This is a genomic window from Streptomyces sp. CB02959, from assembly GCF_002803155.1.
GTDB lineage: Bacteria > Actinomycetota > Actinomycetes > Streptomycetales > Streptomycetaceae > Streptomyces.
Genome location: NZ_NNBP01000027.1, coordinates 16,178 through 38,736 on the forward strand (window position 1 = coordinate 16,178; position 22,559 = coordinate 38,736).

Consider the following 22,559-nt stretch of genomic DNA (forward strand, 5'->3'; position numbering starts at 1 on the left):
CGGTCTCAGCTGACCAGGGACTTGATCATGTGCACCGGCCGCTCGCCCAGCGGCCGGATCCGGTAGGCGCCGACCGCGGCGGGCACGGTCAGCGTCTCGGCGAAGACCAGCTCATGGGTCCTGCCGTCGGCTGTCTCGATCACCACGCCGTCGCCGGCGGAGATGTTGAGGATGTGGAAGGTGCCCTCGGTGTCGTCCTCGGCGGGCTGCGCGCCGTCGGCCTCCGGGTCGATGACGAAGCGCCGGACTTCGTAGAACATCTCCGGTAGGGCGCCGATGACCTCCTCGCGCCAGCCCGGACCCTCGCGCAGCGTCCGCGGTTCCTGGATGAGGTCACGGACCACGTCCTCGCCCTGGCGGCGGGTGTCGAGGTTGGCGAAACCGTGCTCGTACGGCAGCGGGCGGGAGTTGCCCTGCGCGTCCTTGCGCAGCCAGTCGTAGAAGCGCAGCGAGTACAGGTACGGGGTGGCGCTGATCTCAAGGACGAGGTTGCCCGTTCCGGAGGCGTGCGGGGTGCCCGCCGGGATCATGTAGAGCCGCCCCTCCTCCGAGGGGTGGCTCTGCACGAAGCGCTCGACATCCGCCTCTTCACCGTGCTCGATGGCCGCCACGATCTGCTTGCGCATCAGATCGATGTCGGCGTCCTGCTGCAGACCGAGGTGGACCCGCGGGTCGTCACCGGATGTGGCCGTGACGTAGTAGGTCTCGTGCTGGGTGTACGGCCAGCCGAAGCGGGTGCGCATGTACTCGGCGCGGGGGTGCAGATGCAGGGAGAGGTTGCCGCCCTCGACCGTGTCGAGGTAGTCGTAGCGAATCGGGAAGGACGTGCCGAACTCCTCGTGCACGGCCGCGCCCAGGAACTCCACCGGGTGCAGCACGCACAGCAGCTGGAACGGCAGCTCCACCTCCGCCTCCGGGCCGTCACCGACCAGTACGCCCGCCTCGGGCGCGATCAGCTCGTAGCCGAGGGCGGTGTTGCCCTTCTGCGGTTCGAAACCCAGCTCGCGCGCCGCCCACTGGCCGCCCCAGGGCGTGGAGTTGAAGTACGGGCGGGAGCGCACCGGGCCGTCGGCGAGTGCCGCGAGCGTCGCGCGCATCGTCGCACCGTCGACGGATGCCGGGGACGCGGGGTGCTGCAGGTCGAGCCAGCGGTCGATGCGGAGGGCGATGGCGTCGCGGTGCGCGTCGGTCATCGGCCAGTCCGCGTAGAAAAGGCGCCGCAGGTCACCGGGCTCGCGGTGGCGGCCGAGGTTCACACCGACCGGCAGCTCCCCCGCGGCGATGGCCGACTCCGCGTACCGCTTCGGCAGGTCCGCGTACCACAGCACGTCGTGCCGGACGAGCGCCGCGCCCGGGCCGAACACGACGAGCAGGCCCTCCGCGGGGCGCTCCACCTGCGGTAGCGCGCGGTAGAGGTCGCCGAGGGAGTTCTGCGCGAGCGGCAGGTAGTACGGGTCCGCGTCAGCGCCGGCGCTGTCGCCGGTGCGGTCGAGGACGGTGTCCCAGTCGGCCTCGTCCTCACGGAGATCCAGCAGCCGGGCCGGTACGTCGCGGTCGGCGAGAGCGGCGGCGAGGGAAGCGGTGGCGGCGATCCAGTCCAGGGCGGCCGGGCCGTCTACGGCGAGAACCGCGGGCCCCGCGGGAAGCGTCTGCGCGGCGGCGGCCCAGCCGCTGACCACCGCCCCCTCGACGGCGGCGTATCGGGGGTTGCGTTCGTAGGAACGGGTCACATCGTGCTCCTGAATCGTCTGCGTTGTGTATGTTAACGATAACAACCGGATGGCCTCCCGTTCAAGGGCCATGACCGTGCGACCCCGGGCGTACCGCGGCAGACCGCACACCCGCCCCCGCGGCCCGCACCGGAAAGCCGCCGCTCGTCCGTACCACTCGTCCGCAGAGTCAGGAAGACGCCGCATGGACCGCCTCACGAACACCGCACGCCCCTACGCCTGGGGCTCCGCCACCGCCATCCCGAAGCTGCTCGGCGTCGAGCCCACGGGCGAGCCGCAGGCCGAACTGTGGATGGGCGCGCACCCGGGAGCGCCGTCCCACATCGACCGGGGTGACGGGCTCGTGGCACTCCACCACCTGATCGAGGCCGACCCGGAGGGCGAGCTCGGGCCGGAGGCGGTGCGGGCCTTCGGCCCCCGGCTGCCGTTCCTGCTCAAGATCCTCGCCGCCGAGGCACCGCTTTCCCTTCAGGTGCATCCGGACCTCCCCCAGGCCCGGGCGGGCTTCGCCGACGAGGAGGAGCGGGCCGTCCCGATCGACGCGCCGCACCGCACCTACAAGGACGCCGGCCACAAGCCCGAACTGCTCTGCGCCCTGACCCCCTTCGACGGTCTGTGCGGCTTCCGGCCGATGCCCGAGGCCGCCGCGCTGCTGGCCGGTCTCGCGGTCGACTCGCTCGGGCCGTACGTCGACACCCTGCGCGCCGGACACGCGCCGGACACGCTGCGAGAGGTCTTCACCGGCATCCTGACCGCCTCGCGAGAGACGACGGCGGCGACCGTGAAACAGGCCGCCGCGGCCGCGGAACGCCTCGGCGCCGCCGACGGTCCGTACCGCGGTCCGTACCGGGACGACTACGCCGCCTATGCGTCCATCGCCCGCCACCACCCCGGCGACCCGGGGGTGATCGCCGCGATGCTGCTCAACTTCGTACAGCTGCGGCCCGGCGAGGCGCTGTACCTGGGCGCCGGCGTGCCGCACGCCTACCTCGCGGGGGTGGGCGTCGAGATCATGGCCAACTCCGACAACGTGCTGCGCTGCGGGCTGACCCCCAAGCATGTCGACGTACCGGAACTGCTCCGCATCGTCCGCTTCGAGCCGAGCGTGCCGGAGGTGCTGCGCCCGGAGCCGGTCGACGGAGAGGAGGCGTACGAGACACCGACCGCCGAGTTCCGGCTGTCGCGGTACGCCGTCGCCGACCGAGCGCGGATCGCCGGTCCCGTCGCCCCGCAGATCCTGTTGTGCACGGAAGGCCGGATCGAACTGCACGCCGTTGCGACGGGCCGTCAACTAACCCTGAAGCAGGGGCAGTCGGTATTCGTCCCGGCAGACGCGGTCGGCATCGGGAGCGTCGGCGCGGGGGTGGAGGTCCGCGGATCGGGCGTGCTCTTCCGGGCGACGGTCTCCGTCTGAGCCGTCGCGTGGAACGGCGACGACCGGGCCTCCTGGGACTCGACGTGCCATGACCGTCCGATCCAGGTCGCCTGGCGATACCGGGATCGTCCGCCGGCTGGGGCGGCGGCGTGACCTGCCGGAACGCCATGGGCCGTAGGGGGCTGCCGCCGTCGGGCCGCGACGGCGGCAGCGCTCTCCGCAGATGTTCAGCCCTTGCGGGGGGAGAAGGTGCCGCCGGCATCGCCGTGGGCGGTGCAGTCCGTGTCGCGGTAGCGGTCGACGAAGGTGCCGGTGAGGTAGGTGAACGCGTCGTACGTCTGGTTCATGGGCAGGTCTTCACCCACCCTGAACCGCAGCTGCACGTGGACGGACTCGCGGGGCTTGAGCGTCTTCGGGCCGGGGATGGTGCCGCCGGCGTTTCCTTCGGCCTGGCGCAGCGTCTTCCAGGCATTCTGCGAGGTGTCCCAGTACTGCAGATCGCCGTACGGGCTCAGGTCGCGCTCGCCCTCGTTGTAGATGTAACTGCCCAGCTTGGCGCTGAGTTCGAACGACTTCAGCTCCTTCGCCGAGGCGTTGGTGAGGGTGGCGGTGTAGGTCGTCCACTGCGTGCCGAGAGTGATCGACTTGGGTATGCCGAACGAGCGGCCCACGAAGGTGTTGTTGTGGTACTCCCCGTAGGCGGTGTCGACGTCGTAGCACGTCGGGATTTCCGCGGCAGGCGCTGCCTGGGAGGCGGGCGCGGCGGCCACCGCCACGGGGAGCAGGGCGGCCGTCGCGGCCGAGGCCGACAGGACGCGGCGCAGCTTCATGAAGATCTCTTTCCAGGTTCTTCGGACCCTTGGAGCCTTTGTTTCCGATGTCTTTGAGCAATAAGGCCGCGGATCCTTGGGTTGTCAGGTTCTTGGAGGAATGGTTGGGCCTACGCGGTGATGTCCGTGGCGCCCGGACCGGCCGCGCCCTTCCGGCGGCGCACGCCGATGACCGCGCCCGCGCCGACCACCATCGCGGCTCCGCCGGCGAGTGCGATCGCCGGGAGCGCGGACGAGGAGCCGGTCGCGGCGAGGTGGGCGCCGCCCATCGGGCCGAGGCCACCGGTGGAAGCGGAACCACCCGTACCGGCTCCGGGCGCGGCACTACGGCTGGGCTCGGCCGTGGCACCCGGCTTGCCCGGCTCGGTGGGCTTGGCGGTCGGGGGCTGCGTCGGCTTCGCGCCCGCGGGGAGGATGGTGAAGTCGTACCAGGCTTCCTTGGCCGAACCGCAGGAACCGTCGGAGTTGCGATAGTCGCCGGCGGCGAGCGCGTACCCGGCGCCGGGCTTGGCGTCCTTGACCACGCGGGTGCGCAGTTGGAGCGTGAGGGTGCTGCGCGGACCGACGGCGAAGGAGCCGAACAGGTCGTCGGGCTCCGCATCGTGGAAGGTCTTCCACCGCCCCGTCTTGGCGTCGCGGTACTCGGTCTCCAGCTCCCAGTACGGCCGGTCGACGTCCTCGGCGGAGGACACGCGCAGGAAGGGCTGGACCTTCGCCAGGGGCTTGCCGGTGGTGTTGGTGAGACTCATGGAGAAGGGGGTCCAGGCCCCGCCCGCAGTCAGCTGGGACGGCAGCCCCTGGACGGCCACGTGCAACTGGTCGGACTCGAACGCGCAGGACCGACCCGCACCGTCGGAATCACCGGCGTCCTTGCCTCCCTCGGTGGCACCACCCGCACCGGCGGTCCCCGCAGTGGTCCCTCCGGCGGTCCCCGCGGCTTTCAGCGGCTTGCCCTGGGCGGCACGGGCGGCCCCGTCGCGGTCGTGGGATGCCAAGCCACCGGCAGCGGATTCGCCCGGACGCCGCGGCGCGTCCGGGTTACCCGTTCCACCTCCGCTCGTTGCGGAATCCGCCGCCCGGTCCGCGGGTGTTGCGGCATCGGAGGAGTCGGGGGAAGCCGGTGTGCGGGGACCGGCCTCGGACACCGGATCCGTGGCGAACGCGGCGGCGGGCGCGGCCAGTACGGCGGCAGGCGCTATCACGGCAGCCACTGCGGCGGCCGTCAGGGTGCGGCGAATCCTCATCCAGCAGACCTCTCGGATCCCAAGTACCGCCAGGGCGGCACAGGTTGACGTCTGTCACGTTCAGGCCATGCATGACGCATGGTGTGCGTGAGTGCACATGCAGAAATGCGTACATGTGCACTCCTTCGCCTCATACATGACCACTCACACTGCAAAAAGGTTGCACGCTCAAGTCACTGAAGTGGCGCCTGGGGGTGGGAGGTATCCCGGGATTTCCGTTGGGGCCCGTCTTCGAAGATCAGCGGGCGGTGGATCGCGGTGGGGGCTACGGCGCCGTGAACACACCGTCCATGAGCGGGAGTTGTTCGCCCCACTGATACCGCGACGCGGCATCGCCATCCGATACGAGAAGGCCGCCACCTCCTACGAAGCGGCGGCCACACTCGCAACTCCTGCTCCGGCGTTCGAGGTGGCCGACGTGCGTGGCCTTACCCGGTTCCGCATGCCGCCCTTCGCCCATGAGTGCCGGGTGGTGTCAGTTGTCCGTGCCGTCGCCGGGGACGGTGCCGTCGGGGCTGGTGTGCCAGTTGGTGACGATGGGCTTGTCGACCTTGACGGCGCCGGTGGTGACGCTTACGGGGTTGGGGTCGGAGTTGCCGATGGCCGCGATGAGGAAGTTGAACTCGATGCCGTTGTCGTCCTTGGTGGTCTTGGGGTTGATTCCGGCGTAGACGGTCTTGGAACCGCTGAGTTCGATCGCCGGGCCGACGGACTGCTCGGCGGGCTGGGCTTCGATGCCCTTGGAGCCGAAGGAGATCGAGGGCAGGGCGCCGGGGATGGTGCAGGTGATGCCGGCCTTGGCGTGGGCCGAGAGCAGGATGTAGCCGCCTGCCTGGGACCTGGAACTCGCGCTGAAGGTGAGGTCGTTGGCCCCGCAGGTCTGTCCGTGGCCCTTCTTGCTGCCCGACGGCGCCGATCCGGTGCCCGAGGAGGAGCCTCCCTTCCCCGCCTTGCCGTTGTCGCTGCCGGAGGTGGCCTTGCCGCTGTCGGAGGAGGTGCCCTGGTCGCTGCCGGAGGTGTCCTTGCCGGTGTCGTTCGACGCGGCGTTGGTGGCCTTGCCGGAGGCTGCGGAGGTGCCGGAACCGCTGCCGTCGGCCGGGCCGCAGGCGGTGACGGTCACCGCGAGTGCCGCACCGGCGGCCGCGGTGAGCGCCACGCGTCGGAGTCGGGCGGTGTAGGTGCGCTTCACGGTTGTTCCTCGTTTCGTTCAGGGACACACAAGGGCCAGGCCACAGGCCCGCTGCCCCGTTCATCGGGCGCCTTCATCCTCCCCCACACCGCTACCGGCCTGCTAACGCGTCACTGACGCCCGCTCAGGCCACCGTTAGAGGAGACTTGTTCGACGCCGAAGTCGTGATCCCCATTAGGGAGTTTCTTTCAGGGCATCTGCTCATTGGTGCGGGTGTGTCGTCGGCTGACGCCCAGTGGGTTCGATCGGGCCGTTGTTGCCGGACGGGAGGCCACAGGCCGCCGACCCGGGGCTCGAGAGGGCTCCCGCCGAACTCATCGGCGGGAGCCCTCCGTCGATCGCACCTGGCGCGCGGGGCGTTGTCCTTACGTGCGGCCCCGCTGGCCGGGTGGGCAGGCTATGCGCGGCTCATGCGCGTCACGGATTCCTGCTGGTTCCCTTGGTGAGCTGGTGGAATCCGCGGTCCAGGGCGGCGTCGGGCAGCAACCGTGAGAGCAGGGCGGCGGTCCGGGCGTCATTGCCGACGCAGTAGCGGGTCCGGGGCTGGGCGGAGGTCAGTGCGCGGAAGACGGTGCGAGCGAAGTCCTCCGGCTGGGTGCCGCTGGACTGCGCTCGTTGTTCGTTCATCCGCAGGAACTCCTCGAAAGGCAGTCGGTAGAGTTCGGCGATGTTGTGGGGAGTCTCGTTCAAGATCTTCTCGCCGGCCTCCCGCACCTTGTGCCATATCGGGGTCGCGATCGCGCCCGGCTTCACGACGGAGACCGAGATCCCGAAGGGCCGCAGTTCGCGCCGGAGCGCGTCGCTCATTCCTTCCTTCGCGAACTGCCCGGTCGCATAGGCGCCGAGGTAGGGCATCGCGACGCTGCCCACCCCCGAGGAGATGTTGACGATGCGACCGCGGCTCCGGCGCAGTTGCGGCAGGAATGCCTGGGCGACGGCGACGGCGCCGACGACATTGGTGTCCAGCTGCTGCCGCAGCGATGCGGGCTGCACGCACTCCAGCGGGGCGGAGACGCAGGTACCGGCGTTGTTGACCAGGCCCCACACGCCGTGTTCGGCCACGGACGCGGCGACTTCGGCGGCAGCGGTGCGGATGCTCTCCTCGTCGGTCACGTCGAGGAGGAGGGGCCGCAGCCGCGCGGAGGACGCGTCGGCGCGCAGCTTCTCACCGTCTTCGGTCTTGCGGACGCCGGCGAAGACCTGGAAGCCGCGCCGTTCCAGTTGGAGCGCGCAGTGTCTGCCGAGTCCGGTGGAGGCTCCGGTGATGACGATGGTGCGTCCGGCGGGGCTCAGAGGCTTGGCCTTCTGGTGGAACACGTGACCTTCTTCCGTGGTGGGGGTGTGGATGCCGATCTGCCGGTCAGTGGCCGGTGTCGGGAATGCCGGGAGTGCCCGGGGCGTCGGACGAGATGGCGGAGCGCAGGGCCTGGAGCGATGCGTCGGCGAAGGCGTGGGCACGCGGGGTGGGGACGATGCCGTCGACGTAGCTGAAGTTCCAGGCGAGCTGGCCGTGGGTGGTGACGGCGGTCGCCACGATGGCTCCGGTGACGGAGATGCCGGCGACGAGTTGGGTGTCGGACATGCGCCAGGGGCCCATGCGGTCGGGGAAGTCATGGCGACCGAGGTTGGAGAGAGTGAGGTTGAGCGGGCCCTGTTCGTCCATGTAGCGCATGAACGCCTCGCCGTCGGCCGAGGTCTTGGGCCCTGCCTGGTCCAGGAGGTTGACCAGGGCCAGGTGTTCCTCGCGCTGCCGGCGGTCGGCCAGGTCCTGGCTGATGGCGCGGGCCATGCCCCACAGGGGCGCGCCGGGCTGGTACCGGACGTGGGTGGGCAGGGTCGCCGCGTAGCTGCCGACCTCGTCGTGGGAGACGGCAAGGTCCAGGTCGGAGCGGAAGTCGAGCGGGGAGCCGATGGAGAAGTGGGTCGGCTGTTGCGCGCCCGTCTCCTGGGCGACGGCGGTCACCATGGCGGCGGCCAGGGCCCCGTGCACGGTGGCATCGTGCCGTCGGCAGGCGCGCACCAGGAGCCGCAGTTCCTCGATGGTGAGGGACCTGTGCACCATCCGGGTGCGCCGCAGGGGGAAGGGGACCGGTTGGCTGGGGGTGATGCGCCGTGGCCGGAGTCGGCTGCGCTGCTCTTCGTCCCGCCGCATGAGGGCGGCGAGGGGGCTGTCCCCTGCCTGGCCCCGGAGGTGGCGCGGCAGCAGGTCTTCGGCGGCGGGCAGTGCCCGACGCGACGTGGTCGCCGGTTCCTGTCCGTCGGTGAGCTGCGCGGCGATGTCGGCCCACTCCCTGAGCAGGGACAGTCCCGTCATGCCGTCGGCTATGCAATGCGATGTCGTCAGGAGCAGGTCGTGGACGTCCTCGGCGCGCTCGGCACCCTCCCGCGTGATCGCCACGGCACGCAGCAGCGGACCGGTGCGCCAGTCGATGCCTTCGGCGAGTTCGTGCTCGTCGACCTCGTGTTCCCAACGCGTGTCGGCGTTGGGGGCGGCGGCCGGCACCTGGACGTACCGTAGCGGGATCGGCTGCCCGGCCAGCGGTCGGAACGCGGCGGCCGCTCCCCCGTCGTCACCGCTGATCGCAACGCGCAGCAGGGGGTGTCGGGCCTGGAGGACCTCCAGGGCACGGCGCAGGAGTGGCAGTTGCAGGTGGCCGTGGAGCCGGGTCCGGAAGACGGCGTTGAGCGGTGAGGTCCGGTCGGCGATCCAGTACCAGCGCTCCAGCGGGCTGAGGGCGCGTCGGACGCGGGGTTGGGGGGAGGGGATGCCGGGGAAGGTGAGGGCCTGGGCGTTCTGCCGGGCGAGTTCCTGATGTGGCGTCAGGCGGAAGTAGTCGTCCCGGGCCTGTCGGGTTGCGGGGGTGTCGGCCTGTTCGAGGTCGCTCATCGACCGGGAGGTCTCGACCATGGCGCGGGTGCGGTCGCGGCGGCGTTCTTCGTAGGTGCGCAGGGCGAGCGGCAGGTCGTCGCGGGCTCCCGGCTCGGCCAGGGTGTGTGCGAGGACCACCGCGTCTTCGATGGCCATCGCCGAGCCCTGGCCGAGGGCGGTCAGCATGGGGTGCGCGGCGTCGCCGAGCAGGGTGACGGGGCCCTCTCCCCAGCGTTCCAGGAAGGCGCGGTCGCGGGAGGGCACGGCGAGGATGTCGGCGGCCGGGGTCGCTTCGATGACGGCCCGCACTTCGTCGGCCCAGCCGTCGTATGCCCGGGTGATGTCGTCCTTGGTGCCGTCCCAGGCGTGGGAGCGCTCGGCGGGCATGTTCTTGGTGCCCCACCAGTAGACGCGGCCGTGGCCGATGTCGATGAGGCCGAAGCGCTGGCCGCTGCCCCAGTAGTGGCGTACGCAGCCCGGGGTGAGCCGGGGGTGCTCGAAGGGGACGACGCCGAGCCAGCAGACGTAACCGCTGTCCTGGGAGGTTTCGGATCCGACGAGTTGGGCGCGGACGGCCGAGTGGAATCCATCGGCACCGATGAGGAGGTCGCCGTGTGCGGCACGGCCGTCGGCGAATCGGACGGTGACCCCGGTGTCGTCGGTCTGGAAGCCGGTGGCGACGGCACCGAGGTGGAGGGGGCAGTCCGCGGTCGCTTCGAGCAGGGCTTCCTGGAGGTCCGAGCGGCTCAGGCAGACGCTGGGGGCGCCCACCTGGTCGCAGACCTCCTTGAAGGGCAGGTCCCTGATGGTCCGGCCGCGCTCGTCCAGGACCAGGAAGGACTCCGCGACCTGGCCGCGCTTGTCCAGGCCGAGGTCGATGCCCAGCGTGCCGAGTGCGGTGTGGGCGTTGCTCATGACCGACAGGCCGGAGCCGGCGGCCCGCAGCTCGGTGGCGCGCTCGTACACCGCCACGTCGATGCCGACCTTCCGGAGGGCGGTGGCGCAGGTCAGGCCGCCGATGCCGGCCCCGATGACGAGGGCCTTGAGGGGCTGTTGGTTGGGCATGGTCAGTTCTCCTGGTGGGGCCGGTCGGGTGAGGTGCGGATCAGGTCCGCGACCGTCTTCGCCACGTGCTGGACGTACGGTTCTTCCATGATCGTGAGGTGGTCGCCGGGTACGTCGACGACGTGCAGCGGGCCGTCGGTCATGTCGCGCCAGCCGTTGGTCGCGTCGGTGTGGCGGCTGCCGGCCGCGCCGTGCATCGCGGTGAGGACGTCGGGCAGGGGTTCCAGGGCGCGGATCAGGGTGAGTTCCTGGTCCGTTGCCCGGGGCCGGTAGGCGAACGTCGCCTGCCAGTTCGCCTGGTAGACGCGGAAGAGCCGGCGGATGACGGCCCCGGAGCTGCCGGCCGGCAGCACCCCGATCTCCGTGGCGAGGCGGGCGATGAAGTCGAACTTCTCCTCCAGCGTGGTCAGTTCGCGCGGGATCTCCTCCAGGGGGGAGTCGCCGCCGCGTTCCAGCCAGAGCAGCTCCCAGAAGAACCAGCCCAGCAGTGCGTCGTCGTCGTGGCGGCGGCGTTCGCCCTGGCTGAGCGCCGTGGTGTCCAGGAGCACCAGGTGGTTCACTTCCTCGCCCGCGGCTCGCAGTTGGCGGGCCATCTCGAACGCGACGAAGCCGCCGAAGGACCAACCGCCGAGGGTGTAGGGGCCGTGCGGCTGTATCTTGCGCAGCGCGGTGAGGTAGTTGTCCGCGATCTCCTCGACGGTGTGCAGCGGCGTGGTGCCGGGGTCCGCCCCGGCCGCCTGGAGGGCGTGGAGCGGCTGGTCGTCCGGGAGGTGCCGGGCGAAGCGCAGGTAGCACAGGACGTTGCCGCCCATGGGGTGGACCATGAACAGCGGCGGGCGGGTGCCGTGCGGGCGGATGGGCACCAGGGGGTCGTAGGTGGCGATCGCGTCGCCCGCGCGCAGTCGCGCCGCGAGTCCGGCCACGGTCGGGGTCGCGATGAACTCGGCCAGCGGGATGTTCACCCCGTAGCGCTGCTCGATCTGGACCACCAGGCGCATCGCGGTGAGCGAGGTGCCGCCCAGGTCGAAGAGGCTGTCGTGGACGCCGAGGGCGGGCCGGTGCAGCAGGTCCGCGAGCATCTGCGCCAGGGTGCTTTCGTAGGCGTCGCGCGGCTCGTCCGTGGTGGCGTCGGTGGTGGGGGCCAGCGGGAGGCGGCGCAGGGCGGCGTCGTCCCGTTTCCCACTGGGGGTCAGCGGGAGGTGCGCGGTCCATTGCAGGTGGGAGGGCACCATGTGGTCCGGCAGGGTGGCGCGCAGGTCCCGGCGGATGTCGGTGAGGTCCGCGCCGGTGTCGTCGTCGCCCACGAGGTAGGCCACGAGGAAGCAGTCGCCGTTGTCGTGCCGCCTGGCCACCACCGCGGCGTCGCGCAGGCCCGGGTAGCGGTCGGCGAGGCCGTTGAGGGCCAGTTCGACCTCGGCCGGTTCGACGCGGTGGCCGCGCACCTTGACCTGGGTGTCGGACCGTCCGGCGTAGGCGATCGTCCCGTCCGCCAGCACCAGGCCGAGGTCGCCGGTGTCGTAGAGCAGGTGGTCGCCGCAGGCGAAGGGGTGCGGGATGAAGCGTTCCTTGGTGAGGTCGCGTCGGCCCTCGTAGCCGTCGGACAGGCAGGCGCCGCCGAGGTAGAGGGTGCCGCGCGCTCCGGCGGGCACCGGGCGCAGCCGGTCGTCCAGCACATGGGCCTCGGCGCCGTCGACGGGGCTGCCGATCGGGGGCAGGGTGGGGAACGCGGCCGGGTCGCCGCTGAGGGTGAAGGCGGTGGCGACGTGGGTTTCGGTCGGTCCGTACTGGTTTTCCAGGACGGCGCCGGGCAGTGCCGCGCACAGTCCGCGGATCTCCCGGGTGATGCGGAGTTGTTCGCCGGAGGAGATCAGCACCCTCAGCGCCCGGGGGGTGATGTCCAGTGCCTGTGAGGTCTCGGCCAGTTGCTGGAGGGCCACGTAGGGCAGGAAGACCCGCTCGATGCCCTCGCGGTCGATGCGCCGCAGCAGACCTGGCATGTCGCGTCGTTCGGCGTCGCCCATCAGGTGCAGGGTGCCGCCGGAGCACAGGGTGGAGAAGATCTCCTGGAAGGAGACGTCGAAGCTGAGCGGCGCGTACTGCAAGGTGGCGCCGCCCGGGACACCGGTGACGGCCCGGATCTGCCAGGCGACCAGGTTGGCCAGGGCGCGGTGCGGCATGGTCACGCCCTTGGGCCGGCCGGTGGAGCCGGAGGTGAACAGCACGTACGCGGTGCTGTCGGCGGGGATGTGGGACGGCAGGTCCACGGCCTGGTCCGGGGCCGGTTCGGTCGTCGACTCGGCGGGCAGCAGCAGCGCGGGGTCGGGGAGCAGGTGGGCATGGGCGGCGTGGGCGATGACGCGGAAGGGCCGGGCCTGTTCGAGCATGTGGGCCAGCCGCTGGGCGGGGTAGCCGACGTCGAGCGGCAGCACGGCCGCGCCGGCTCGCAGCACGCCCAGGATGACGGCGATCGTCCGGGGTGACCGGTCCATGGCGATGCCGATGCGGGCCTGGGGCGGGGCGCCGAGTGCGCGCAGGTGGCGGGCCACCGTGTCGGCTTCCCGGGCCAGTTGGGCGTAGCTCCACCGCTCCTCCCCCATCACCAGGGCCGTCGCGTGCGGGGTGCGGGTGGCCTGATCGGTGAAGCGGTCGACGACGGTGGGGTGGGGCGTGGCCGGGGCGATTACCGGCCGGTCGGCGAGGAAGGCGAAGTCGGGCTCGGCGTGCGGGTCCTGCACCATCGTGCGCAGGATCCGCGCATAGGCGTGGGCGTACAGGCGCACCTGGTCGGCGGAGAGCGTGTCGCCGTCACCGTCGATCCGCAGCCATACGCGTCCGCCGTCGGGTTCGGTGACCGCGTTGACCAGGAGCCGGAAGTTGGTCTCCTCCCAGGTGCGGAAGGACCGCAGGTGGACGTCCGGCAGGTCGAGGACTTCGGCCAGTTGGTGGAAGTGCACGTAGTTGAAGGCGGTGTCCAGGACGAGGCCGCCGTGGTCCTCCTGGATGGCGCTGAGCGGGTAGCGGCGGTGGAGGTGGCTGTCCCGTTCCTGGTGGAAGGCTTCGCGTGCCACGTCCAGCCAGGTGGCCTGTGCGACATCGAGGCGCACGGGCAGGGCGTTGAGGAAGAGCCCTGCGGTGCGTTCGGCGTGGGCGAGTTCGGGCCGACCGTGGGTGAGCAGTCCGGTGGTCAGGTCGTGGGTGCCGGCGAACACGGCGAGTGTCAGGCAGTGTGCCGCAAAGAGCACGGACTTGACCGGCAGGCGCTGTTCGGCGGCGAACTTCCGTAATTTCGCCACGAGTTCGCCGGAGAGGTCGGCGCGGTGCGTGAGCGGTTCGCGGTCGGCGGTGGGCAGGTGCGCGGTGAACGCTTCGATCTGCAGGGGTTCGCAGCCGGCCAGCTTCTCTCGCCAGTACCGCTGCGCCTGCGGGGAGGCCAGGGCCTCGCGCTCGTGCTGCACGAAGGAGGCCGCGGTGGGCGGTTGCGGATCGTCGACGGGGCCGATGCCCATGCCCAGCCCGTGCGCGTAGTCCTGGAGGAGTTCCTGTAGGAGGGTGGCCACGCTTCCGCCGTCGAGGAGCGCGTGGTGGAAGCTGAGAACGAGATCGACGCCGTCGGGCCGGATGTGTGCCCGGAAGAGGTACGGCGGTGCCTGGTCGAAGGCGTAGGCGTGGCGGCGGCGGGCGTCGATGTGTGCGCGGACCTCGGTGTCGGCGGCGGTGCCGTCGAGCGGGCGCAGGTCGACGACGTCCAGGCCGCCGGCCGTCCGGGCGTGGACGATCTGCAACGGTTCGGAGAAGCCGGCCAGGGCGAAGGTCGAGCGCAGGACCGGATGGCGTGCCACCAGTCTGTCGAAGGACCGCCGGAAGACGTCCTCGTCCCACGGGAGTTCGAGGGTGTACCGGAAGACGTCCTTGTAGGTGGCGGAGGTGGCGTGCTGGCGGCTGTGGTAGATCAGGCCGAGTTGGAGGCGGGTGAGCGGCCAGGCGTCCTGGGCGTCTTCCAGGCGGGCGCGGTCCACGCCGGATATGAGGGCGAACGGCGCGAGTCCCTGGTCGCCGGTGGGCCCCGTCCCGTTGTCGACGCGGGTGGCCAGTCCGGCGACCGTGGGGTTGCGGAGGAGGTCGGTCAGGGAGAACCGCAGTCCCTGCGCCTCGGCCTGGGCGCGCACCTTGAGCATGAGGATCGAGTCCCCGCCGAGGGTGAAGTAGTCGTCGTGGACGCCGACGGTCTCCCGGTCCAGCACCCTGGCCCAGATCCCGGCCAGGACGGCCTCGGTGCGGTTGCGCGGCTGCTGACCGGTGGCCGGCGTGTCCTCGGGCAGCGGCAGCGCGCGGCGGTCCGCCTTGCCGTTGGGGGTCAGCGGAACGGCGTCGATCCGCACGAAGGAGGCCGGGACCATGAACGCCGGCAGCGTCCGTGCGAGCAGCTCGCGCAGGTGTACCGGGTCGATGGCGTCATCGGCGACGTAGTAGCCGATGAGCCGGGTGCCGCGGGTGGGGGTGGTGTGGTCGGTGACGAGGGCGTCGCGTACGCCGGGGGCCGCGCGCAGGGCGCTTGCGACCTCGCCCAGCTCCACGCGGTTGCCCCGGATCTTCACCTGGCCGTCGATCCGCCCGAGGTATTCCAGGGTGCCGTCCGCCAGCCATCGCGCGAGGTCACCGGTGCGGTAGATGCGACCACGGGCGGTGAACGGGTCGGGGGTGAACTTCTCGGCGGTCAGTTCCGGGCGGTCCAGATACCCGCGGGCGACGCCGACTCCGCCTATGCACAACTCACCTGCGACGCCCACCGGTTGGGGCAGATCATCGGGGCCCAGCACATACAGCCGGGTGTTGTCGATCGGCCGGCCGATCGGGATCCGCTCGATGCCGCGGGCCGGGTCGCCGGGGCAGTCGTGGTACGACACGTCGACGGTGGCCTCGGTCGGTCCGTACAGGTTCACCAGGCGCGGCCGGCACCCCGCGTCGGATGCGCCGAAGACGTCGTTGAACTGCTCGACGCGCTCGGGCGGCAGGGCCTCGCCGCTGCAGAAGACATACCGCAGCGAGCGCAGGCCCTCGCGTGCCTCCGGTGACGCCTGGAGCAGGTCGAGGAACGGACCGAGCATCGAGGGTACGAAGTGCACGACGGTGACGCGCTGTTCGCGGAGGGTCCGCAGGATCTGCCGTGGATCCTGCTGGCCGCCGGGCGGCAGCAGGGCCACCGCGGCGCCCTCGACGGCCCACCAGAACAGTTCCCACACCGAGACGTCGAACGAGACCGGCGTCTTCTGCAACAGGACGTCGCCGTCGCCGAGCGGATAGCGTCGCTGCATCCAGGCCAGGCGGTTGACGACGCTGTGGTGCTCCACCATCACGCCCTTGGGGCGGCCGGTCGATCCGGAGGTGTAGATGACGTAGGCCAGGTCACGGGAGGTGCCGAGCGGCGGGAGCGGTGCGCCGCTCGAACGCAGCAGTTCCTCGATATGCCGCACCGTCGTCCCCGCGGGCACCGCGGTGGCAGACCGTTCGCCGTCGGTGATCACCACCTTGGCGCGACTGTCCTCAAGCAGGAACCGCACCCGGTCCGCTGGATAGCCGGGGTCCACCGGTACGTAGGCGCCCCCGGACTTCAGTGCGCCGAGGAGCGCCACCAGCAGGCGGGGCCCCCGCTCCATCGTCACCGCGACCCGGTCGCCCGGGCCGACGCCCTCCTCGCGCAGGGACCGGGCGACGCGGTTGGCCCGTTCGTCCAGTTCGGCGTAGGTCAGGTGCTCGCCCGCGGCGTCGATGACGGCCGGCTGACCCGGGCGGCGCCTGGCCTGCTCCTCGAACAGGCCCTGGAGCGTGGCCTCTTCCGCATAGGGCACGGTCGGCCCGTGACTGCGCCCCGAGGTGAGGTCCTCGTATTCGGCGGCGGTCAGCATCGGCAGGTCCGTCACGGGCCGGTCCAGCATGTCCACACCGTGCGTGAGCAGTGTGCTGAGGTGGCCGGCGACCGCGGCGATGGGCAGGTCCTGGTCGAAGACGTCCTGGGCGTAGTCCAGATCGATGCGGAGGTCGGCGGTGTCGGCGAAGGCGGACACCGTGACGCCCAGGGCGTCCTGTTCGTGCGAGGGGGCCATCATGGCCGTCTGCCGCGCCACTCCGGGGAGGGGTGCCGGCCGCGACCAGTGCAGGTAGGAGAGCGTGACGTCGAAGAGTTGGCGGGGTCCTCCGGCGGTCGTGGGCAGTTCGCGCAGGACATCACCGAGGGAGAGCCGTTCGTGGTGCCGGAGGTCGACGATCGACTGCTGGGTGTCGGCGACCAGTTCCCGCACCGTCCGCCCTCCGTGCGCCGGCAGTCGCAGCGGCAGCGTGTTGGCGAACTGGCCCAGGGTGCCCTTGTGGTGGCTCTCCGGCCGGTTGAGGAAGGGGACGCCGAGGACCGCCTCCGGGCTGCGGTGCAGCCGCGTCAGCCAGGTGCCGAACATGGCGGCGACGTAGGCGAACGGCGCGAGTCCGGCGGCCCGGACCTGCTCGACGACGCGGCCGTCGACGACGAACGAGTGGCGGCCGTGGCGGTCCCCGCCCGGGGTGCGGGTGAACAGTGCGGGCTCCACACCGGCGAGGGTTTCCCGATGGAAGGCGCGGTCGCGGTCGCCCGCCGCACCGGCACGGTAGGCCGCCTCCTCCTCGATGAGTGCCAGGTAGGAGGACGACGCGCAGGGGTCGGCGGCGCCCTGTCCGCCGGCGCCCGTGGCCCGCGCATAGTCCTCGGTGATCTCGTGGCTCAGCCGGTTGATGGTCCAGCCGTCGGCGACGATGTGGTGCGCCTTGACGTGCAGATGCGTGACGTCCGGGCCCTCCAGCAGCAGCGTGGCCTCGACCAGCCCGCCGCCCTCGGTGAGCGGCAGTGCCGTCGCCATCGAGCGCCGCATCCACTCGGCACAGGCCGCCTGCGGTTCGAGCTCGTGTGACAGGTCGATCCGGCCGACCCGAATCGCCTCGTCCGCCACCCACTGCAGGGGGCTGCCCGCGTGCTCCGCGAACCGCAGTCGGAACGTCGTATGGCGGTGCAGTACGTGCTCGACGCACCTGGCGAGGACTTCGTGATCGACCGGGCCGCGTAAGCTTTCGTGGAGTACGCAGTTGAACTGCGGCGACTGCGGAGCCTGCGAACCGGCGGCCCAGATGTCCCGTTGATAGGCGGTCAGTGGGCTCTGCGGATGTTGCTGTGGCTGCGCCCGCGGGTCACGGGGGGTCGCGCCGGCAGCGACTGTCCTATTCATGATCCGCATCATGCGCTAGTCGTGACAGGCAATTTGGCAGGCTCCGATACCGATCAGGCGAAGAGGTGTGATTTCACGCCAATCGGTATGAGCTCCCCTATACCCACATACCGGTCCCGACACCTCCGGGATCAGCACAGTGATCACTTCGGTCGGTCGGATCGGAGACCTGCCTCACACCCACCGTCCCACCAGAAGTTGTCCGAAACCGCAACGCAGGAAGGCAGGCAGGCGACTCCACCCATCCACGCGCCGGGCTTCCCAGGCACGGCTTGCTTCTCCCCTCGTCGGACGGGCCTGCCCCTCCCCCTCCCGGGCCGTTGAGAGGAGTTCGCGCATGCGACCCCACCGCCCCGTTGACCAGCCGACGAGCCCTCCGACGAGGAACTCGCGGATGGCCCTGCCATGCGAGACGCGGGCGAGGACGGTGCCGACGAAGAGCGCCCAGGACAATCACCACGCCCAGTAGTTGAGCGTGCTCGGCCCCATCACGCCCCGGTGCGGCCCGGAGCAGGCCGAGCCCGCAGAGCTCAACCACCAACCGGCATCGACGAAGGCGGCTCCTCCCCGCACGACGTGAGCGCCGCGCGGGCGTGCCGTAGGAGCCGTTCGTCGTCGGCGCAGCGGTAGCGGATCCGGCCCGTGCCGCCCGAGTTGTTGTGACGTCGGACGGCGGCGACCTCCTGGCGCAGCAGGGGCACGGCCGCGGTGGCCGCCGGGCCCATCCGCGCCCACGCGCCGGCCACGTCCGGACGGTTGTCGCGATGGGCCGACCAGGCATGCAGCAGCGTGGGCATGGACTCCTCCGCGTCCGCTCCGGCCCGCCACATCGCCACCGCGAGGACGCCCGCGACCCAGCCCCCGTTCTCCTCGGGCGACGCCGCGAGCCGGCGCAGTGGGGGAAGCAGCGGAGCGGCGGCGGGTCCTATCCGGCCGATCACCCCCAGCGCGGAATGCCGCTCCCACCAGTGCTCCGCCGACAGGCTCTCGGACAGGACGGGCAGGACGGCCTCGATCTCGCCCCCGGCCGACCACAGTGCCTCGGCGGCGTCGATGCGATGCCGCGGCCGGCCGTCCACGGTCAGCCGCCGCAGCGCGGGCAGCGCCTCGCGGGCCGCCGCGCCCAGCCGCACCACTGCCTGCAGCGCGGCGCCCAACACGGCTCCGCCCACGTCCTCCGGGGTTCGCAACAGGTGCAGGATCGGCCCCAACGCCTCGGCCGAGCCGCCGGCGACAGCGGCCTTGAGCAGATGTTCCGTGGCAGGGGACGACTCCCCCGCTCCCGCCGACTCCCCCGATTCCCCGGACAGGTTCCCGGTGAGCCGTCCGACCAGCACCGCAGTCAGCGGCGCGGCGGCACGAGGATCCATCCGGCCGATCCAGTCACCGAGCTCCTCCGGTACGTGTCCCCGCCGCAGCACGTCGATGAGCCCCGGCACGGCCCGCGGGTCGCCCTGCGCCGCGAGTGCGCGCAGCGCCGCCCCGTAGGACGTCTCGTCCCACCGCGCCTGGACAGGGAACTGCGGCCCGGCCGCCACCCGTTGGGCCAGCGCCTCGGCCGCCGGGCCGCCGATCGCATACAGCCACTCCAGCTCCGAGGCCGCCCACCGCACGATGCGGGGGTCGGCTTCCTTCATCTGCTCGCCCAGCAGCCGCACCGACTCCTCGTAGGGCCCCCGCCACCCCGTGAGCAGCAGACCGCTCATGTTGATCGCCGCACGCCGCTGCCCCCAGTCCGGGCTGCGCAACTGGTCCTCCAGCAGCGCGAACCGCTCCCGGACCTGGTCGTCCAAGGCATGGTGCAGCTCCTCCAGCAACTCGGTCGCCCAGGGAGCCTGCACCGCATCGCGGTGCGACGCCCTGAGCCGGCGCAGATAGGAGATCATCGTCGATGTCTGCGGGGCGGGCACCGGGTCCTCAGGCGCCAAGCCCTCGGACGCCGGGCCCTCGCCCTGCCTGTCCCGGGCCTCCCGCATCGCGGCGGTGGCGATCTCCACCGTACGCGCGGGCAGCCGATCGGGTGCCCGGCGCGCCAGTTGCGCCAGGACCGCCAACCGCAGCCCGGGATCCGTCGCCGTCGGGCCGCCGTCACCGGTCAGGAGCGCGGCCAGGGCATCTCCCGTCTGCCGGGCCCAAGTCGCGTTGCGGATGCCCAGTTCGCCCAGTGCCGCGACCAGGGCCCGCGCGACACCCGCGTCCGGTTCCACGACGAGCCGCCGGCACAGCGCCGCGAGCACCGCATCGGGATCGTCGTGCAACTGCACCAGTGCACCCGGCAGCGCCCGCCGAAGCCCGGCGTCGGCGTCGTCGAGCAACTCCAGCAGCACCCCGCTGTGCGCCCGCGTCTCCGACTCCGCGCGGGCCAGGATCGCCACCCATGCCGCGTACTCCTCCTCGTCGTCGGACCAGAAGTCGCCCTCTTCCACGTCCCGGCCGTCGCCGTCGACGCTGCGCAGCAGATCGACGATGTCGCCCCGACCCGGCAGGCCGTCCGTCGCCACCAGCTCGAACAGGAAGGGGATGCACGCGACCGTACTGTCGTAGACGTCCCCCTGGTGGTGCACCGCTCCGTACATGCCGTCCAGCGCCACCTCCCGATCAGCCGCGTCCGAGGACGCCAACCCTCGCAGCAGGCCCGGAACATCCGAAGCATCGCCGTATGCATGGCCCATGGACGCCCAGTCGACGTCGTCGATCCCCGTGAACATGACCGCGAGTCTGCCGCACGTCACGGACGGGCCGTTGCGGGGCCGTCGCCAGTGGCTCCGGGCCCCGCAACGGGCGACGTGCTCGCGGACGGCGGCGGGCGGGCAGCGCTCCGCGCAGGCTTGGGCGGTGTCCGACGGGTCCGGTGACTGGGTGGGCATCCATGCCGGTCCACCCGTCGTGGGACGGGGTGATACAGGCCCCGTCCGGCCGATCACGCGGAGAGCGCCGACGCGGCCGACGCGATCGTGGGTGATCCGGCTGCAGTCGTTGTTGTCGTCGGCTGGCTGGCTGGCTGGCTGGCTGGCGTCAGGGTGCACGGAGACACCGAACGGCAGGGCCGTATCCTGAGTCAGGCGATGCAGGAGCTTCCGATACGTCGCAGCCGCCCGTCGCAGGCGGGCGCCGCCCAACTCCGGGTACCAGGTGCCCGGTAAACGATCAGGAGTTGACCGGTGATCAGTCTGGCCGCAGTGGGAGGAGTGGCCCTGGTCGAACTGGGCATGGCCCTGACTCCGGGACCGAACATGATCCACCTCGCCTCTCGCGCGATCACCCAGGGCCGCAGGGCGGGCCTGGTCAGCCTGAGCGGGACTGCCGTGGGATTCCTGTGCTACCTGCTGGCCGCGGCCGCGGGCCTGTCCGCGTTGTTCGCCGCTGTGCCGCTGGCGTTCACGGTGGTCAAGCTCGCCGGGGCCGCCTACCTCGCCTTCCTGGCCTGGACCATGCTCAAGCCCGGTGGCCGCTCGCCCTTCGCCCCGGCCCAGGACCTAGCTCCGGTCTCTGACGTCCGCCTGTTCTCGATGGGGCTCCTGACCAACCTGCTCAACCCCAAGATCGCTCTCATGTACGCCGCGCTTCTTCCCCAGTTCATGGATCCGCAGGCAGGCCCGGACTGGGCGCAACTGCTCCAGCTCGGTGGTGTGCAGATCATCGTGGGGATCTCCGTGAACGCTCTGATCATGCTGGGCGCAGCACGGGTTTCGGGGTTTCTGGCCGCCCGACCCCGCGTGATGACCGCTCAGCGGTTCGCGTCAGGCGGCTTGCTCGGCGTCTTCGCGCTGCGCACCGCCCTGTCCCATACGCCTGTCTCGGCCTGAGCCATGCCCGCGCGCCTGTGACACCGGTCCTGCTGGGGCCGGTCGAACATGGCACGGAGATCGCCGACGCGATCGTGAGTGATCTGGCTGTTCTCATCAGCAGCGCCCGGCGCTAGAACCAGAGCGTCTACCGCTGGGTCGCGTAGCAGGAGGTCATGTTCGGAGCCAGCTGGCGACGGACGTCGCGGTGGCGGTCCCGAGGAAAACGTAGCCGCGCTTGTCGTAGCGAGTCGCGACCGCCCGGGACTGCTTCAAGCGGTTGATCGTCCGCTCGACGGTGTTGCGCCTCTTGTAGCGGTCCTCATCGAAGGCGGGTGGCCGTGCGCCACGTGCGCCCTTGCGCAGGCGGGCTGCCTGGCTGTCGGTCTTCTCCGGGGTGGTGTGGCGGATTCCCCGCCGTCCGCAGGTACTCGCGGATAGAACCGCCGCTGTAAGCCTTGTCGGCCGCAAGACTGTCCGGCTTCTTGCGTGGCCGTCCCAGGCCAGGTCGGCGGCACACCGACTCCGCCGCCGACGCCTCGACCGCCCGACTCGTCGAACACCAGCCACCCGACCGAGTCCCACCACGCCCCACTCCGACCCGGCGACACCACAGCATCGACCCCTTGGTCCGACTGCGCGAATGGGGGCTATTCCAACAACCGCTGCCTGATCAGCGCCATCACCTCCGCGCGACTGTGCTTGCCGTTGTCGGCGGCGTGGAAGTGGTTGCCGATGCGCACCGAGACGGCGATCATGCAGCGGACCTCGACCTCGTCCTCATCGGGACAGAAGGAGGAGAACAGCGAACGCAGGTACTCCATACGGCGGTTGTCCACGCGGCGCAGACGCTCGGCGACGGCGGCGTCGCGGCGGGCCCACTCGCGGATCGCCAGATCGGCGGTGGTGCCCCGCACCGGCCCGTCGGTGGCGGCAGCGACGATGGCGAACAGTCGCTCCAGCCTGGTCCTGGCATCTCCCCCGCCGCTCTCCACCTGCTCGATCACGCTCTCGGCGACCTCGTACTCCCAGGTGTCGAGCATTTCCGTAAGCAGCGCGTCCCGATTGCGGAAGTACCCGTAGAAGCCACCCTTGCTGACGCCGAGTGCCTGCGCCAGCACCTCGATCCGGACCGCTTCCGGGCCTCCTGCAACGAGTGCCCGCAAGCCTTCCTCGATCCACTTGCCGCGTGGCGTGCGCGTCGCGCCCATGGTGTGTGCCTCCT

12 protein-coding genes are annotated in these 22,559 nt (G+C 71.2%); 2 read left to right on the top strand and 10 right to left on the bottom strand.

The genetic code is table 11. From position 1 onward, the window contains the following. Nucleotides 1–5: 5 nt before the first annotated feature. Nucleotides 6–1,730 (bottom strand): class I mannose-6-phosphate isomerase, encoded by a 1,725-nt coding sequence (locus CG747_RS34640; RefSeq protein WP_180985822.1) that lies wholly within the window; start codon nucleotides 1,728–1,730, stop codon nucleotides 6–8. Nucleotides 1,731–1,914: 184 nt separating this feature from the next. Between CG747_RS34640 and manA the strand changes: the two genes are divergently transcribed. Next, on the top strand, nucleotides 1,915–3,144 hold the full coding sequence (gene manA / locus CG747_RS34645) for a mannose-6-phosphate isomerase, class I (protein WP_100605849.1): 1,230 nt from the start codon (nucleotides 1,915–1,917) through the stop codon (nucleotides 3,142–3,144). A 188-nt stretch (nucleotides 3,145–3,332) separates the two neighbouring features. Here the strand turns inward: manA and CG747_RS34650 are convergent, their stop codons facing one another. The 8 genes from CG747_RS34650 to CG747_RS34680 form a co-directional block, all read right to left on the bottom strand. After that, complete coding sequence (locus tag CG747_RS34650; RefSeq protein ID WP_100605850.1) at nucleotides 3,333–3,935, bottom strand: hypothetical protein; 603 nt, start codon at nucleotides 3,933–3,935, stop codon at nucleotides 3,333–3,335. A 110-nt stretch (nucleotides 3,936–4,045) separates the two neighbouring features. Continuing rightward, nucleotides 4,046–4,930 carry an LPXTG cell wall anchor domain-containing protein gene (locus CG747_RS34655; protein ID WP_257980939.1) on the bottom strand — a complete coding sequence of 295 codons (885 nt, stop codon included), beginning with the start codon at nucleotides 4,928–4,930 and terminating at the stop codon, nucleotides 4,046–4,048. Nucleotides 4,931–5,654: 724 nt separating this feature from the next. Then, nucleotides 5,655–6,368 carry a hypothetical protein gene (locus CG747_RS34660; RefSeq protein ID WP_100605852.1) on the bottom strand — a complete coding sequence of 238 codons (714 nt, stop codon included), beginning with the start codon at nucleotides 6,366–6,368 and terminating at the stop codon, nucleotides 5,655–5,657. A gap of 417 nt (nucleotides 6,369–6,785) precedes the next feature. Beyond that, nucleotides 6,786–7,685, bottom strand: coding sequence for an SDR family NAD(P)-dependent oxidoreductase (locus tag CG747_RS34665; protein WP_100605853.1), 900 nt, complete (start codon nucleotides 7,683–7,685; stop codon nucleotides 6,786–6,788). A 43-nt stretch (nucleotides 7,686–7,728) separates the two neighbouring features. Continuing rightward, nucleotides 7,729–10,302, bottom strand: a complete 2,574-nt coding sequence (locus CG747_RS50785; RefSeq protein WP_100605854.1) for an FAD-dependent monooxygenase — start codon at nucleotides 10,300–10,302, stop codon at nucleotides 7,729–7,731. Nucleotides 10,303–10,304: 2 nt separating this feature from the next. Beyond that, nucleotides 10,305–17,549, bottom strand: a complete 7,245-nt coding sequence (locus CG747_RS34675; protein ID WP_100605942.1) for a non-ribosomal peptide synthetase — start codon at nucleotides 17,547–17,549, stop codon at nucleotides 10,305–10,307. Nucleotides 17,550–17,723: 174 nt separating this feature from the next. After that, nucleotides 17,724–18,002 carry a BCCT family transporter gene (locus tag CG747_RS50790; protein WP_308303827.1) on the bottom strand — a complete coding sequence of 93 codons (279 nt, stop codon included), beginning with the start codon at nucleotides 18,000–18,002 and terminating at the stop codon, nucleotides 17,724–17,726. Between the two features lie 77 nt (nucleotides 18,003–18,079). After that, nucleotides 18,080–20,257 (bottom strand): PBS lyase, encoded by a 2,178-nt coding sequence (locus tag CG747_RS34680; RefSeq protein WP_146022200.1) that lies wholly within the window; start codon nucleotides 20,255–20,257, stop codon nucleotides 18,080–18,082. 453 nt (nucleotides 20,258–20,710) lie between these two features. Between CG747_RS34680 and CG747_RS34685 the strand changes: the two genes are divergently transcribed. Further along, nucleotides 20,711–21,355 carry a LysE family translocator gene (locus CG747_RS34685; protein ID WP_100605856.1) on the top strand — a complete coding sequence of 215 codons (645 nt, stop codon included), beginning with the start codon at nucleotides 20,711–20,713 and terminating at the stop codon, nucleotides 21,353–21,355. Nucleotides 21,356–21,984: 629 nt separating this feature from the next. Here CG747_RS34685 and CG747_RS34695 read toward each other — a convergent pair. Then, nucleotides 21,985–22,545, bottom strand: a complete 561-nt coding sequence (locus tag CG747_RS34695; protein WP_100605858.1) for a TetR/AcrR family transcriptional regulator — start codon at nucleotides 22,543–22,545, stop codon at nucleotides 21,985–21,987. Nucleotides 22,546–22,559 lie beyond the last annotated feature (14 nt).